Source organism: Sphingomonas sp. SORGH_AS_0438 (assembly GCF_031453475.1).
GTDB lineage: Bacteria > Pseudomonadota > Alphaproteobacteria > Sphingomonadales > Sphingomonadaceae > Sphingomonas.
The window spans coordinates 1,154,272-1,169,258 of sequence record NZ_JAVIZS010000001.1; the positions used below are offsets into that span (position 1 = coordinate 1,154,272).

A 14,987-nucleotide genomic window follows, 5' to 3' on the forward strand; every position below is an offset into this window, starting at 1 on the left:
CCGACCTATTCCGGCGGGACCAGCACTGGCGGGCGGGATAATGGTCGTAGAAGGCCGGGGACGATGCGTCCGGCCGGTCAGCGCGCGACCACCAGCTTCACCAGCGTGCCGGGCTTCAGCGGTTGCTCGGCCGACAGGCCGTTGAGCGTCAAGAAGCGCTCGCGCTTCAGCTGCGGGACCGCCATGCGCGCCGACAGCGAGGTGACGCTGTCCCGTGGGCCGACCGTGACGACCCGGATCACCTGACGGTCGCTATCCTTGCCATAGGGCAGGCCATCGAGCATCCGCAGGAAGCGCGTGTCCTGCGCGGGTGCGGTTTCCGGCTTTCCGGTCGCGGCGGCGAGCTGGACCGCGCGGCGTACGCGATCCTCGCCATTGGGATGGGTCGAGGCCCAGGTCGGCACCGAGCGGCTGGCGGTCCCGGCGGCTTGCGCCGACAGGCCGGAGGACGCATCGAGCGCGCTCAATATGTCGGCGGCGGCATAGGGGTCATAGCCGGCGGCGGTCATGTAGCGCACGCCCAGTGCGTCCGCCTCATATTCCTGGTTGCGGCCATAGCGCAGCGTATAGAGTTGCGCGCCGGTGCCGACGACGCGGCTGGCGATGTCGCTGCCCGTGGCGATCCCCGCGCCCGCCGCCAGCAATGCGCCGATCGTCGAGCGGGTGTTGCGGCCGGCGGCATGACGCGCGGCAACATGCCCGACCTCATGCCCCAGCACCGAGGCCAGTTCCGCCTCCGAGTTCATCAGGCCGAGCAACTGCCGGGTGATGTAGATATAGCCGCCGGGAATGGCGAAGGCGTTCTCGATCGGTGAATCCAGCGTCGTCACGGTGAAATCGCTGCCGGCATTGGACAGGCCGGACTCGACGGCGACCCGCCGACCGACCCGCTCGACATAGGCGGCTTGCGGCCCGGTATAGGCGCCGCCGAATTCCTTGATCAGCTGCGGATTGGCGGTGGCACCCTGCTGGCGATCACCGGCGGAGATGGCGGTCGCGGTGCGGGCGCGGGGTTGCTGCGCCTCGACCGGCATCGCCAGCACCGCCGTCGTCGCCATCATGCCCGTGATCCAGTATCGCATTCTCATCCCCCGTCTTGGTACCAAGGGAAAAAAGCGCCGATCCGGTCCCGGTTCCCCTGCCGGCCCGGTTTCTAGGGCCGGAGCGGCACCGACGCCAGCCGCCCGATCCCCGCAGAACGTCGGCTGACGCAGTGCTCAATAGCGGAAGGTGACGGTGCCCAGCACGGTGCGCGGCGCGCCGTAAAAGGCCTGGTCATAGGTCAGGCCGGTCAGATACCGGCTGTTGGTGACGTTGCGCAGATTGGCGCTGACCGCAACCCGATCGGTCAGGCGATAGCTGGCGAGCAGGTCGAGCAGCGCATAGTCGCCCTGGGTAATGCGCGCGGCGACGCCGGTGGCGGTGGTGGCGTCATAATAGAGGCGGCTCTGATATTGCAGCGCCGCGCCCAGCTTGATCCGGTCGAAGGCCGGGGGCGAATAGCTGACGTTCAGCCGACCGGTGTTGCGTGGCACGAAGGTGCGGACCGGGCGGCCGTCCTGTCCGTCGACGCGCATCAGCGTATAGCCGCCCGTCACCTGCAGGCCCGGCGCGAGCTGTCCGCCCACATCCAGTTCCACGCCCTGCGACTTGGCATCCTGCCCGGTGTAGAAGCTGCGACCGGCGGCGAAGCCGGCATAGGCGGCGGTATTCTTCTGCTGCGTCTGGAACAGGGCCGCGCTGGCGTTCAGCCGGCCACCGAACCACGCGCCCTTGACGCCCGCCTCCAGATTGTCGCCGCGGATCGGCGACAAGACCCGGTTCAGCCGGTCGACCTCGGTCTGCGGATTGAAGATGGTCGCATAGCTGGCATAGAGGCTGAGGCTCGACGTTACGTCCAGCGTCGCGCCGACAAAGGGCAGGAAGCGGGTGTTGTCGAAATTGACCGCCGTTCCATAGGATGTGCCCGCGCTGGTCGCATGGGTCAGATTGCCGCCGACCATCAGCTTGAGCGGATCGGCGAGGCTCAGCCGCACCAGGCCATAGGCGGTCTCGCGCCGGGTATGCCGGTCCAGGCTCAGGTCATAGGTGCTGGGGAAGGCGGGTCGGGCGGCACGACCGGCGAGCAGGTCGGGCAGGCTGACTGGCTGGTTGATCGCGCCATAGCTGGAATATTGCCGATAGCTCTGCGCGCTGCGATTGAGGCCGAGCATCACGTCATGCTGTCGTCCGAACAGCGTGACCGGGCCGGTGACATAGCCCTCCAGCGTGAGGTTGCGGGTCGGCGCGCGGAACGCACCCGGATAGTTGAGCAGGCCCTGACCCGTGGTCCGGTCCGGATTGCCATAGACGTAGAAGAGCTGGTTGTCCTCGTCGGTCGCGCGGCGGATCGCGCTCAAGCGGGCGATCCAACCATGGCCCAGCTTGTGCGTCAGGTCGCCGAAGATCTGGCGGTCGATCACGCCCCAGCTCGACCAGTCGGGCGCGGTGCTGTCCGACCGGCGATAGGCGATACGGCTGCCGTCGGTGTAGAGCAGCGGCAAGGCGCCCCAGAGCGCGCCCCGGCTCTTGTGATCCTGATGGCCGTAACCGGCGCTGATCACCGTGTCCGGACCCAAATCCGCCTCGACGATGCCATAGCCGGTCCAGCGGCGCAGATGGTTGCGCGCCAGATAGCTGTCGGCATCCGAATAGACGCCGACCGCGCGGGCCCGGATGCTGCCGTTCTGGGTCAGCGGGACGCTGACGTCGCTTTCCAGCCGCAGGGCGTCATAGGAACCATATTGCGCGCTGGCCGAGGCTTGCAGGTCGCGGGTCGGGCGCTTGCGGATGAAGTTGACCACCGCCGCCGGATTGCCGGTGGAGGACAAAAGCCCCGGCGCGCCGCGCAGCACCTCGATATGGTCGTAGATGGCGGTGTCGATCGAACCGGTCTGGATGCCGAAGGCGAAGGGCACGCCGATGCCGTCGATCTGGAAGGTCTGGATGTCGAAGCCCCGCGCCGAATAATAGACGCGGTCGGTGTCGGAGAATTGCACGGTCACGCCCGGTACCGAGGCGAGTAGCGCATTGACGTCGTTAAGCTGGAAGTCCTGGATCTGCGCCCGCGTGACGACGCTGACTGATTGCGGCGTCTCGCGCAGGCTGAGCGGCAGACGCGTCGCGGTGGTCTGGCCATCGATTGTATAGTCGTCACTGCCCGCCGTCTGCGCGCCGGTGACGACGATCTCGTCATTGCCGGTCGTATTCGCGCGCTGCGGCTCGTCGGCCACAGCCGGGCCGGTCGCGGCGGCTGAGGCCAGCAGCGCAAGAATAAGGTTCATTATCAACAACTCCCTTTCGCGAGCGTCGTAGAAGGGAGATCCAGCTAATGCAACTGGTTATCGTTAGCGTGCTATGCATTGGCGCGATTGCATGGTCGCCCATCGTTCCTCTGCGTGCCGGTGAGTGAGGCGGCCCGAAGTCCTCCTCCGAAGTTGATGCGCGCCGCTTTGGCGCATCGCATAGACCATGTGCGGCCGCCAAGGCCTGCGGCAATATAACCTTAAATTACAGCTATATAACCAGTATTTTTGATTATCTGCTTGAATTCTAAATGACATGTCACTTTCATGTTAATAGCTATTTCTATTAAGCAATTGAAAAATCGAAAATAAGACAGATTGTTGGCCGTGACGTTGCATTTTAGCAACGTAAATTACAAAAATATGTAAGTTTATGGGCGTGTCGTTGCCGAACGACGGGGCGTGATCGATAAAACGCGCATCCAGATATTCGAATCAAAACGGATTCTGGCGAAAAATTCGATAAGATACTAATAACATTGGGGGTCTTGATGAAGACGTGCAAATCTGCTGGCCTTTTGGCGAGCACCTTCCTCGTCAGTACTGCGTTGTTCGCCACCTCGGTTGCCGCGCAGACTGCCCCGGAAGCGCAAGCCGCCCCGGCTGACACGCAAGCGACGGCCGCTGCGCCGCAGGGCGCCGACATCGTCGTGACGGGATCGCGCGTTTCCCGTCCCAATGCCGAGTCTCCCAGCCCGATCACCACGATCGGCGGCGAAGATATCAAGGAATTCGGTGCAACCAAGATCGAGGATCTGACCAACTCGCTGCCGCAGGTTTTCGCCAGCCAGAGCTCGGGTGTCTCCAACGGCGCGGACGGTACCGCGACAATCGATCTTCGCGGCCTCGGCCCGAGCCGTACGCTGGTGCTGATCGACGGTCGTCGCCTGATGCCCGGTGGGATCGCTGGTGGTGCGGGCGCCGACCTCAACTTCATCCCGGCTGCCTTGGTGACGAGCGTCGACCTGCTGACCGGCGGCGCATCGGCGACCTATGGCGCCGACGCCGTGGCCGGCGTCGTCAACTTCAAGATGAACCGCGATTTCCGTGGCCTGCGCCTGGACGGCCAGTACAGCTTCTTCGATCATAATAACGACAATCCGGTTGCCAGCGTCGTCGACCAGCGTTTCAGGGCGCCACGTGGCCACTCGGCCTTTGGCGGGGCATTCGATGTGACCGCAGCCCTGGGTGCGGGACTGAATGACAACCGCGGCAACGTCGTCGCCTATGCGGGGTATCGTGAGGAATCGGCCGTCACCCAGGCGAATTATGACTATTCGACCTGCGCGCTCAATCCGGACAGCCGCAATGTCGGATTGGCCTGCGGCGGTTCGGGGACGCCGGAACTGGCGCGCTTTGGCGGATTTTCGGCTGCGAACACCACGACCGCGGGCCTGCCGAGGGCAAGTGGCTATACGCTGACGGGTTCCGGCCTGCGCCCGTATGATGGCTTGGTCGACGCTTACAACTACGCTCCGGTCAACTATTTCCGGCGGCCGTCGAAGCGCTACACGGCCGGTGCGTTTGCGGATTACGAGATCAGCAAGGCCATCCACCCCTATCTCGATGTGATGTACGCTAATTATAGTACGCAGGCGCAGATCGCACCGTCGGGTGTTTTCTACGGTCCTCGTACGGTCAATTGTGATAATCCCCTGCTGTTGCAGAACAGGCAGCTCGCTACTGCCGCCTGCGGTGCCAATGCGGGAGTCGCCGGGACGACCGCGACCTTCCTGATCGGCAAGCGCAACGTTGAAGGTGGCGCACGGTTCGATGATATCGGCTATAGCCAGTTCCGCATCGTCTCGGGCGTGCGGGGCGAGCTGGACGATGTCTGGTCCTACGACGCCTATTATCAATATGGTCAGGTCAACAATACCAGCGTCTATCGCAACGACGTATCGAGCAGCCGGATCAACAACGCTTTGAACGTCGTGAACGTCAATGGCGTACCGACCTGTACGTCGGTCGTGAACGGCACCGATGACAAGTGCGTTCCCTATAACGTCTTCAACCCGGGCGGGATCACGTCGGCGGCGGCGGCCTATATCGGCATTCCGCTGGTCCTGACCGGCGTCACCAAGGAGCAGGTGCTCAATGGCGTCGTGACCGGCAACCTCAGCCAATATGGCATTCGTTCGCCCTTCGCCGAGGATGGCCTGCGGATCGCTGGTGGCGTGGAATGGCGCAAGGAGTCGCTCGCGACCCAGCCGGATCAGGCCTACATCAACGGTGATGGCGCGGGCCAGGGTGGTCCGACCCTGCCGATCTCCGGTTCCTACAGCGTCTTCGACGTTTTCGGCGAAGCGGGTGTGCCGCTGGTGACCGACAAGCCCTTCTTCCAGGACCTGTCGCTGCAGCTCGGCTATCGTCACTCCAAGTATAATGTCGTCGGCGCGACGAAGCAGAATTCCGCCGACACGTTCAAGATCGCTGGCAACTGGACGCCGATCCGCGACATCACGCTGCGGGGATCGTACAACCGCGCAGTCCGCTCGCCGAACATCGCAGAGCTGTTCGCGGCGCAGTCGCCTGGTCTGTTCGCAGGCACCGACCCCTGCGCCGGCCCAGCATCCAATGGCACCGTCAATGGCAATACCGCTGCGCAATGCGCCCGGACCGGTGTAACGGCGGCACAGTTCGGCAATATCGAGGCCAATACCGCCGCCCAGTATAATCAGTATAATGGCGGCAACGTGAACCTTCAGCCGGAGAAGGCTGACACCTTCTCGGCCGGCGTGCTGCTGACGCCCAAGAGCTTCCTGCGTAACCTCATCCTGTCGGTCGATTACTATCGCATCAAGGTGAACAACGCGATCGGCACGGTCGGGTCGCAGGTCATTCTCAACCAGTGCATCGAGACCAATGACCCGACCTATTGCGGCAAGATCGTGCGTGCGCCGGCCAGTGCCGGTCCGGCGGCCGGGTCACTGTGGCTGTCGCCGTCCGGCTATGTCCAGAACCTGACGATCAACACGGGCTCGCTCAGCACGTCCGGTGTGGAGGTCAACGGCGATTATCGCACGACCTTTGGCAGTGGCTGGAAGGCGCGCTGGCAATTCGTCGGCGTCTATCTGGACAAGTTTATCTCGCAGCCGGTTACGCGTGGCGACAGCTATAACTGCGCCGGTTACTATGGTCTGACCTGCGGCAATCCGAACCCGCACTATCGCTTCAACACCAACGTCAAGATCAGCACGCCGGATGATTTCGGCCTGACCTTGCGGTGGCGCTACCTGTCGGGCGTCACGGTCGACACGCTGAGTCCCAATCCGTTCCTCAACAGCCCGGGTGCGGCACCGAAGCACGACAACCGCATCAAGGCCTATAATTACTTTGACGTGCTGTTCAGCCTGCCGGTCCGTGACACCGCGACGTTCCGCATCGGCGTCAACAATCTGTTCGACAAGGATCCGCCGATCGTCAGCGCTGCTTCGTTGGGCGGCTGGGGCAATGGCAACACCTTCCCGGGTACCTATGACACGCTCGGCCGCACGGTGTTCGTGAACCTGACCGCGGATTTCTGATCCGTGGATGGTCGGGCCCGGCCACGGCCGAGCCCGACTCATACGTGCTAGGGTGGCGGAGCATAGTCTCCGCCACCTTTTTTGTGTCGGCGGTGACCGGTCACAGGGTAGCGCGACCGACACGTGCGGACCCACCACGTCTCGACACAAAAAAGGGGGCGGCACCTGTTCGATGCCGCCCCCTTCATGATGCAGGCGATGAGGATCAGTCGAAGCCGAGCGCCTCGGCGACGACGCGATTGACGATGCGGCCGCCCTGGACGTTCAGCCCTTCCTTCAGCGCCGGATCGGCGTCGATCGCGGCCACGCCCCGGTCGGCCAGCGCCAGGCCATAGGGCAGGGTGGCGTTGTTCAGCGCATGGCTGGAGGTCAGCGGCACCGCGCCCGGCATGTTGGCGACGCAATAATGGATCACGCCGTCGATCTCATAAGTCGGGTCGGCATGGGTGGTGGCGTGCGACGTCTCGAAACAGCCGCCCTGGTCGATCGCCACGTCGACCAGCACGGCGCGCGGCTTCATCAGCTTCAGCATCGGGCGGGTCACCAGCTTGGGCGCGGACGCTCCGGGGATCAGCACCGCGCCGATCACCGCATCGGCCTCGCCGATCTCCTGCTCGATCGATTCCAGCGTCGAGACGCGGGTGCGCACACGGCCGTGGAACAGCTCGTCCAGCTCGCGCAGGCGCGGAATCGAGCGGTCGATGATCGTCACCTCCGCGCCCAGGCCGACGGCCATGCGCGCGGCATGGGTGCCGACGACGCCGCCACCCAGCACCACGATACGCGCGGGCTGCACGCCGGGCACGCCGCCCAGCAGCACGCCGCGTCCGCCATTATAGGCCTTGAGCGCCGCGCCCGCCGCCTCGATCGACAGGCGACCGGCCACCTCGCTCATCGGTGCTAGCAGCGGCAGGTGACCGCGCGCATCGGTGACGGTTTCATAGGCGACGGCGGTGACCCCCGACGCCATCAGCCCCTTGGCCTGTTCGGGATCGGGCGCGAGGTGGAGATAGGTGAACAGAATCTGGTCGGGGCGCAGCTGGGTCCATTCACCGGGCTGCGGCTCCTTGACCTTCACCACCATGTCGGCGGTGGCGAACACCTCGGCCGCGGTGTCGGCGATGCGCGCGCCGGCCGCGACATAGGCCGCGTCATCGGAGGCGATGCCCGCGCCCGCGCCGGTTTCCACCAGCACCTCATGGCCGTGCGCGACATATTCGCGCACCGCGCCGGGGGTCAGGCCGACACGATATTCGTGGTTCTTGATTTCCTTCGGAACACCGACGCGCATGTCGCAACTCTCCATGGATGTTTGACGCACCATAGCGCAGCTGCCCGCGCCATTTCCCGGCGAACTTGGCCGCGACCTTGCCGATGGATGGTAGTTTCCAGTATTGGAGGCGGCGATGACGCTCGAATCCCAATCCTTGGACCAGGTCGACCGCAAGTTGCTGTCGCTGTTGATCGAGAATGGCCGTGCCACTTCCTTCGCGCTGGCCGAAGCGATCGGCCGATCCGCGACCGCGATCGCGCGCCGCTTGCGGGTGCTGGAGGATCGTGGCGTGATCGCGGGCTATGCCGCCCAGCTCGATCATGCCGCTTTGGGCTATCCCACGATCGTCCACATCAAGATGACGCTGGAAAGCCAGCGCAAGGAGGTGCTGGAGGCCTTCGAGGCGGCGGTGAGCGCCAGCCCCTCGGTCGTGCGCTGCGACCTGATGAGCGGGATGGACGATTATCTGGTGACCGTGCGCACCCGCGACCTGTCGCACTTCGCCGAAGTGCATCGTGAGGAATTGTCGCACCTGCCCGGCGTGGCGCGGATGGAGTCGGGCTTCGTGCTGCGCGAGGTGGTGAAGCCCCGGCTGCCCGGCGGGATGCTCGGATCGTGAACGCCCATCCCGCCGGGGTGGTCGTCACACCCGGAGATACCGGAAATACCAGACCTCATGCCCCTGCCGCCGCGCCTTGCGTTCGTAGCGCGTCTCCGGCCAGTCGTCGGGGCGGGTCAGGAAATCCTGCGGCGTCTGCGCCAGCCAGGTGAAGTCGCGGCGCTGGTTCATGACCATCATCGACCAGCGGCAATAGGTCGGGTCGTCCGTCCCCAGCCGGAACTCCGCGCCCGGCTTCAGCTTGGCGGCGATCAGGTCGAGCGGGCCGTGATTGACCATGCGCCGCTTGGCATGGCGCGCCTTGCGCCAGGGATCGGGGTGGAGGAGGTAGACGCGCTCCAGCGAGGCGTCGGGCAGCCGCTCGATCACCTCCAGCGCATCGCCCATGTGCAGCCGGACATTGTCCAGCGCGCCATCGCGGATATGGTTGAGCGCGCCCACCACGCCGTTCAGGAACGGCTCGCAACCGATAAAGCCGTGATCGGGACGCATCGTCGCCTGGCCGGCAAGATGCTCGCCGCCGCCGAAGCCGATCTCCAGTTCGAGCGGACGATCGTCGCCGAACAGCGTCCGGGCGTCGAGCGGGCCGTCATCGGCGATGGAAAGCCGGGGCAGCAGTTCCTCGACGAGCGCGGACTGGCCCTGGCGCAGCTTGTGGCCCTGTCGCCGGCCGTAGAGGCGGCGGATGGTGGTGGGTTCGGTCATGGCGCGCGGCCTTAGCGCCGGTCGACGCCGGAGCAAAGCGGCAGACGGTCCGTTCGAGCCCCTGAACCAGGATGAGGCTGACATGGGCAAGGGTAAGAAGGCGGCGAAGACGGCCGCAAAGGCCGATCGGGACGTGACCCATGAGGCGGCGCGGCACGACGACGGGCCGGTGCTGCGAGCGGCGGGGAAGCTGACGGACCTGGCCGACCAGCCGCCGCTGATCGCGCTGTCGGCTGGCACGATAGTGGTCGGGCTGCTGTCAAGGCGCAGGCCGATCGCGCGGACCGGATCGCGGATGCTCGCAAGCCACCTGCTGGCGACGGCGGTGAAGACGGTGCTGAAAAGCAGCATCGACCGCACCCGGCCGGCGCGCGCGTTGAAGCATGGCTATCATGCCGGCAAGGGGGACGGCGCGGACGACCCCTCGCTCAACTCGTTTCCGTCGGGGCATACCGCCGGTGCGGTCGCGGTGGCGGAGGCGATCGCAGCGGGCCATGGCCGTGCGGCGATCCCGGCGCGGCTGGCGGCGGCGGGCGTGGCGGCGCTGCAACCCAGCCGGGGCAAACATTATGTCAGCGACGTGCTGGCCGGGGCGGTGATCGGCCTGGCCGCCGAACGGCTGAGCCGCGCCCTGCTGGACCGGGTGGAGGCGGCCGTCGAACGACGGCTTACCCCTTCGGCACCCCGATCGTGATCTGCTTTCCCTGATTGCGGCTGTCGGGCTGGGCGTGGAGCACGCGGTCGACCACCTGGTCGGGCCGGGGCAGGCCATCGAATGTGCCATAGCTGCTGGCGCTGCTGTCGACATCCTCCAGCATCACGGTGAAGCGATCCTTGACCTCGGGCTTCAGGATCGTGGCGAAGGCGGGGGAGACGCTGACGCTGCGACCCGCATCGCCCAGCGCCACGACATAGCCGGTCTGGCCGGCGGCGCGGTAGACGGCATAGTCGACCGTGCTGCTGTCGTCGCGGCACCAGCGCGTCGGGGCGGGGTCCGCCGGCTGGGTGGCGGATTGGCTCAACAATCCCAGGAATGATGCGCCAAGCGCCTCGTTCATGTCGGACTTGCGCAGCTTCGCCTTCTTCCAGGCCATCGGCGCGTCACAGGCGCGGATCGGCAGTGCGGCGGGCGAGTCGGGAAAGGCGGCGGGCCAGCGGATCGCGGAGATCAGCCGCGTCATCCCGGCGTCCAGCGCCGCGAGGTCGCCATCCTTGCGGCTGAGCCGCACCGCCACCAGCCACGGCCCCATCGGCAGCATGGCGAGCCCGGTCGCGGGATAGGCCCCTTTGCTGGCGTGATAGACCCGTCGCAAGGCCGAGCCGCTATGGCTACCGGGTGGAGCAAAGGCGACCGGGTCGGCGCTGTTGGGTGCGGTGTCGCCCAACATGTCGTTGGCGCCGATCGCCGCCTCCGCCCGGTCGAACCATAGCGGGACGCTGGCGATGGCGGGGCGATAGAGGAAGAGGGTGGCGATGGTGGCGCGGGTCGGATCGGCGAAGCTGATCGTGACGTCGCGTTCCTGCGTCGTCGAATCCGCCAGGCGGGTGCGCGCCATGCCGTCCAGCGTCGACGGCAGGATCAGCCCGGTCTCGGCATGTTGCCAGCCCTTGCCGGGCGGCACCGGCAGGTCGCGCGCCTGCGTCATGGACGTCGCCAGGCACACGGCCGTCACTGCCGCTGCCGTCCAGCCGGCCCGCCGGATCATCGCCATGAAAAACCTCCCCCATATCGTTATGGGGGAGGCTAGTCGTCCCGGCGTCCGGGCACAATGGCCGCAGGCGGCCGATCGATCAGGCGGTCACGGCGGCCTTCAGCTGGTCGACCAGGTCGGTCGCCTCCCAAGTGAACAGGCCGTTCTCCGCCTCGCGGCCGAAGTGACCATAGGCGGCCGACTTCACGTAGATCGGCGCGTTGAGCTTCAGATGCTGGCGGATGCCCTTGGGCGTCAGGCGGACGAGCTGCGGCAGCACCTGCTCCAGCTTCGCCTCGTCGACCGTGCCGGTGCCGTGCGTGTCGACATAGACCGACAGCGGCTCGGCGATACCGATCGCGTAGCTGAGCTGGATGGTGCAGCGCTTGGCGAGACCGGCGGCAACGACGTTCTTGGCGAGGTAGCGCGCGACATAGGCGGCCGAACGATCGACCTTGGTCGGGTCCTTGCCGCTGAACGCGCCGCCGCCATGCGGGGCCGCGCCGCCATAGGTATCGACGATGATCTTGCGGCCGGTCAGGCCTGCGTCGCCGTCCGGGCCGCCGATCTCGAACGCGCCGGTCGGATTGATATAGACCTTGGTCGCGTCGGTGACGAAGCCGTCGGGCAGCACGCTGGTCAGCACGCCGGTGACATAATCCTTCAGCACGTCATATTTGGTCGGATCGGCATTCTCGCCCTGGAGGCAATAGCCGGCCTTGTGCTGGGTGGAGACGACCAGCGCGGTCGCGCGGACCGGCACGCCATTCTCGTACTGTAGCGTCACCTGGCTCTTGGCATCCGGCTCCAGGAAGGGGGCCTTGCCCGAATGGCGGTCGGCCGCCATCGTCTCCAGGATCTTGTGGCTGTAATAGAGGGTGGCCGGCATCAGGCCCGGCGTCTCGTCGGTCGCGTAACCGAACATGATGCCCTGGTCGCCCGCGCCCTCGTCCTTGTTCGAGCCCTCGTCCACGCCCATCGCGATTTCCGCCGACTGGCCGTGCAGGTTGTTCTCGAAGGTGAACGTCTCCCAGTGGAAGCCCGACTGCTCATAGCCGATCTGCTTCACCCGGTCGCGCACCGCCGCCTCGATCTCCTCGAGCGCGCCGGGGGCCCATTCGCCATTCTCGTACACGCCCTTGCAGCGGATCTCGCCGGCCAGCACGACCAGATTGGTGGTGGTCATCGTCTCGCAGGCGATGCGCGCCTCGGCATCCTTGGAGAGGAAGAGGTCGACGATCGTGTCGCTGATCTGGTCCGCGACCTTGTCCGGGTGACCCTCGGACACCGACTCCGACGTGAAGATATAGGAAGAGCGCATCAAGGCCTCATAACGATATAAAGATAGCTTTATATGACGCTCCTAGCGTCGGCGGCGACGGATGGCAATCGCGGCGGCGAAGAACAGCGCCGCGACGATCGCCGCCATCGCGTTGCCGACGCGCGAGAAGAGCGTGGGCGGCAGAGCCGGCGGCACCGGCAGTTCGATCGCGCCCGCCGTCTCGTGCGGGACGGTGGCGAGCAACGTGCCATCGGCGGCGATGATCGCGCTGATCCCGGTCGGGGTGGCGCGGACGATCGGCAGCCCCTCCTCGATCGCGCGCATCCGCGCCTGCGCCAGATGCTGGGGCGGGCCCCAGCGGCCGAACCAGGCGTCGTTCGACGGGTTGAAGATCAGCCTTGGCCGGTGGGCCTCGTCGATCACTTCGCCCGAGAAGATGATCTCGTAGCAGACCTGGATGCCGACCGGGCCGAAACCGGGCCAGTCGATCGCGCGCGGACCGGGGCCGGGGGTGAAGTCCATGTCGCCGGGCACCAGCCGGGCGAGGCCCAGCGGCTTGAGCAGCCAGGGCATGGGCAGATATTCGCCATAGGGCACTAGGTGCGCCTTGTCATAGACGCCGTGGATGTCCGCGTCCGGGCCGATCGCAAGCACGGAGTTGCCCGCGGCGAGGATCCGGTCGCGATCGTCGAAGGTGAGGCGCGGCGCGTTGGTCAGCAGCAGGTCGCGCGGTCCGAGCGTGTCGGCGATCCGGGCGCGCAGGCCATAGGGGCGGCGGTCGCCATAGACATAATCGGGATAGCCGCTTTCCAGCAGGTCGGTCACCAGCCCCTCCGGCCAGACGACCAGGCGGGGCGCGGGACCGGGCCGGCCGGACAGGCGGATCAGTGTTTCCAGCGAACGCTCGGCGGCGTTCACCCGCGCCTCGTTGCCGATATTGGGCTGGACGACGCGGACGCGCGGCGCGTCGGGTGCGCCTAGCGCGGGATGGGTCCGATAGCCAAAGGGTTGCAGCAGCAGCGGCACGGCCAAAGCGAGCGGCGCCGTCCACCAGCGTCGTCGCCACAGCAGCAACACCATGCCGGCAAAGGCGATGGTCAGGCCGGACAGCGCATAGGTGCCGATCCACGACGCGATATGGGCGATGGCCTGGTCCGGCACCCAGAGCACGCCCAGCGGGTCCCAGGCATAGCCGGTGAACAGCACCGCGCGCAGCCACTCCGTCGCGATCCAGGCGGCGGCGAAGACCAGCACATAGGGGAGGTCCGGTCCCGCCCGGCCGCGCGCGCGCCAGGCGATGCCGGCCGCCGCCATCGGATAGACCGCCAGGTATAGCGCCAGCGCGACGGCGGCGACATAGCCCAGCACCGGCGGCATCTTGTCCTGAAAGTCAAAGGCGTGCTGGAACCAGTTGTTGTTGACGGTGAAATGGCCGAGCCCGAACAGCCAGCCACGCGCCATCGCGCTGCGCAGGCCCGGCGCGCGGTGGACGATCGCCATCCAGGCGGCGAGACAGGCGATCGACAGCGGCCACCAGTCCAGCGGCGCGAAGCCGCAGGCGGCGAGCGCGCCGAGCAGGACGCAGCCCAGGCCCGGAGAGCGGAGCAGGGCGGAAGGGCGCAAGGTCACATCATTGTCCTGATCGGGGCCATCTCCGCTCGCCCTTGCCGCCGCTTCGTGGCGCCAGCAAGTCCGGGGTGGCGAAAAGCCCAACGCACATTACCTGTTGGATCATGACGATTCGCCCCTTTCATCTCGCCTTTCCCGTCCATGACCTCGCCGCCGCGCGCGCTTTCTACGGTGGAACATTGGGTTGCGCCGAGGGGCGGTCCAGCGATCACTGGATCGATTTCGACCTTTTCGGCCACCAGATCGTCGCGCATCTCGATCCCGCCGCCCGCGCAGTGGCAGTGGAGAATGCGGTCGACGGCCATCAGGTGCCGGTGCCGCATTTCGGCGTGGTGCTGGCCCCGGCCGACTGGCGGGCGCTCGCCGACCGGCTGGTCGCGGCGGACACAAGCTTCGTCATCGAACCCTATACGCGCTTCGCCGGGGAGGCGGGCGAGCAATCGACGATGTTCTTCTACGATCCCAGTGGCAATGCGCTGGAGTTCAAGGCATTCGCCGACGACTCGATGATCTTTGCGAAGGACTGACCATGGGCACCCCGATTGCGATCGATATCCCCCATTCGCTGGGCAAGGACGGTGTGCGCCAGCGGCTGGACGGCGGCATCTCGCGCATCACCGAGAAGATCCCCGGTGGCGGCGTCGTCCAGCATCGCTGGGAGGGCGACACGATGCACTTCACCGTCACCGCGATGGGCCAGAGCATCGCCTCCACCGCCACGGTCTTCGCCGACAAGGTCCATGCGGTGGTCGACCTGCCGGCCTTTCTGGGCCTGTTCGCCGGCAAGGTGAAGGAGATGATCGAGCGTGAAGCCCCCAAGCTGCTGAAATAATCGATCGAGCCGGCGAGATGGATGAAAATCGGGTGCGGTTCGGGCGAAGCGGCGGCGTCATGCCAGTAGCGGTCCGACGCATCGG

General features: G+C 66.1%; 12 protein-coding genes. 5 read left to right on the forward strand and 7 right to left on the reverse strand.

Translation table 11 applies throughout. The features are described 5' to 3' along the window. Nucleotides 1–77: 77 nt before the first annotated feature. Together QE452_RS05515 and QE452_RS05520 are read right to left on the reverse strand one after the other, a co-directional pair. Nucleotides 78–1,082, reverse strand: coding sequence for a M48 family metalloprotease (locus QE452_RS05515; protein ID WP_309660156.1), 1,005 nt, complete (start codon nt 1,080–1,082; stop codon nt 78–80). A gap of 135 nt (nt 1,083–1,217) precedes the next feature. Further along, complete coding sequence (locus QE452_RS05520; RefSeq protein ID WP_309660157.1) at nt 1,218–3,323, reverse strand: TonB-dependent siderophore receptor; 2,106 nt, start codon at nt 3,321–3,323, stop codon at nt 1,218–1,220. 512 nt (nt 3,324–3,835) lie between these two features. On the opposite strand from QE452_RS05520, the gene QE452_RS05525 reads away from it, so the two are divergent. Further along, the gene (locus QE452_RS05525; protein ID WP_309660158.1) at nt 3,836–6,871 is read left to right on the forward strand and encodes a TonB-dependent receptor domain-containing protein; all 3,036 of its coding nucleotides are present in this window, start codon (nt 3,836–3,838) and stop codon (nt 6,869–6,871) included. A 205-nt stretch (nt 6,872–7,076) separates the two neighbouring features. Here QE452_RS05525 and ald read toward each other — a convergent pair whose 3' ends face one another. After that, a complete protein-coding gene (ald, locus tag QE452_RS05530) occupies nt 7,077–8,162 on the reverse strand; it encodes an alanine dehydrogenase (RefSeq protein WP_309660159.1) in 1,086 nt (361 codons plus the stop codon). A 115-nt stretch (nt 8,163–8,277) separates the two neighbouring features. Here ald and QE452_RS05535 point away from each other — a divergent pair, with 115 nt between their 5' ends. After that, on the forward strand, nt 8,278–8,763 hold the full coding sequence (locus QE452_RS05535; protein WP_309660160.1) for an Lrp/AsnC family transcriptional regulator: 486 nt from the start codon (nt 8,278–8,280) through the stop codon (nt 8,761–8,763). A 24-nt stretch (nt 8,764–8,787) separates the two neighbouring features. On the opposite strand, the gene QE452_RS05540 is transcribed toward QE452_RS05535, so the two are convergent. Next, entirely contained in the window at nt 8,788–9,468 is a 681-nt protein-coding gene (locus tag QE452_RS05540) for a tRNA (guanine(46)-N(7))-methyltransferase TrmB (protein WP_309660161.1), read from the reverse strand. An 82-nt stretch (nt 9,469–9,550) separates the two neighbouring features. Here QE452_RS05540 and QE452_RS05545 point away from each other — a divergent pair, with 82 nt between their 5' ends. Then, on the forward strand, nt 9,551–10,162 hold the full coding sequence (locus tag QE452_RS05545; RefSeq protein WP_309660162.1) for a phosphatase PAP2 family protein: 612 nt from the start codon (nt 9,551–9,553) through the stop codon (nt 10,160–10,162). On the opposite strand, the gene QE452_RS05550 is transcribed toward QE452_RS05545, so the two are convergent. From QE452_RS05550 to lnt, 3 genes are all read right to left on the reverse strand, one after another. Further along, nucleotides 10,137–11,180 carry a hypothetical protein gene (locus tag QE452_RS05550; RefSeq protein WP_309660163.1) on the reverse strand — a complete coding sequence of 348 codons (1,044 nt, stop codon included), beginning with the start codon at nt 11,178–11,180 and terminating at the stop codon, nt 10,137–10,139. The genes QE452_RS05545 and QE452_RS05550 overlap by 26 nt on opposite strands. A gap of 79 nt (nt 11,181–11,259) precedes the next feature. After that, nucleotides 11,260–12,480 (reverse strand): methionine adenosyltransferase, encoded by a 1,221-nt coding sequence (metK, locus tag QE452_RS05555; RefSeq protein ID WP_309660164.1) that lies wholly within the window; start codon nt 12,478–12,480, stop codon nt 11,260–11,262. Nucleotides 12,481–12,522: 42 nt separating this feature from the next. Further along, on the reverse strand, nt 12,523–14,070 hold the full coding sequence (gene lnt, locus QE452_RS05560; protein ID WP_309660165.1) for an apolipoprotein N-acyltransferase: 1,548 nt from the start codon (nt 14,068–14,070) through the stop codon (nt 12,523–12,525). A 104-nt stretch (nt 14,071–14,174) separates the two neighbouring features. Between lnt and QE452_RS05565 the strand changes: the two genes are divergently transcribed. Then, nucleotides 14,175–14,597 (forward strand): VOC family protein, encoded by a 423-nt coding sequence (locus QE452_RS05565; protein WP_309660166.1) that lies wholly within the window; start codon nt 14,175–14,177, stop codon nt 14,595–14,597. Nucleotides 14,598–14,599: 2 nt separating this feature from the next. Continuing rightward, complete coding sequence (locus QE452_RS05570) at nt 14,600–14,902, forward strand: polyhydroxyalkanoic acid system family protein (protein ID WP_125993818.1); 303 nt, start codon at nt 14,600–14,602, stop codon at nt 14,900–14,902. The last annotated feature ends 85 nt before the right edge of the window (nt 14,903–14,987 follow it).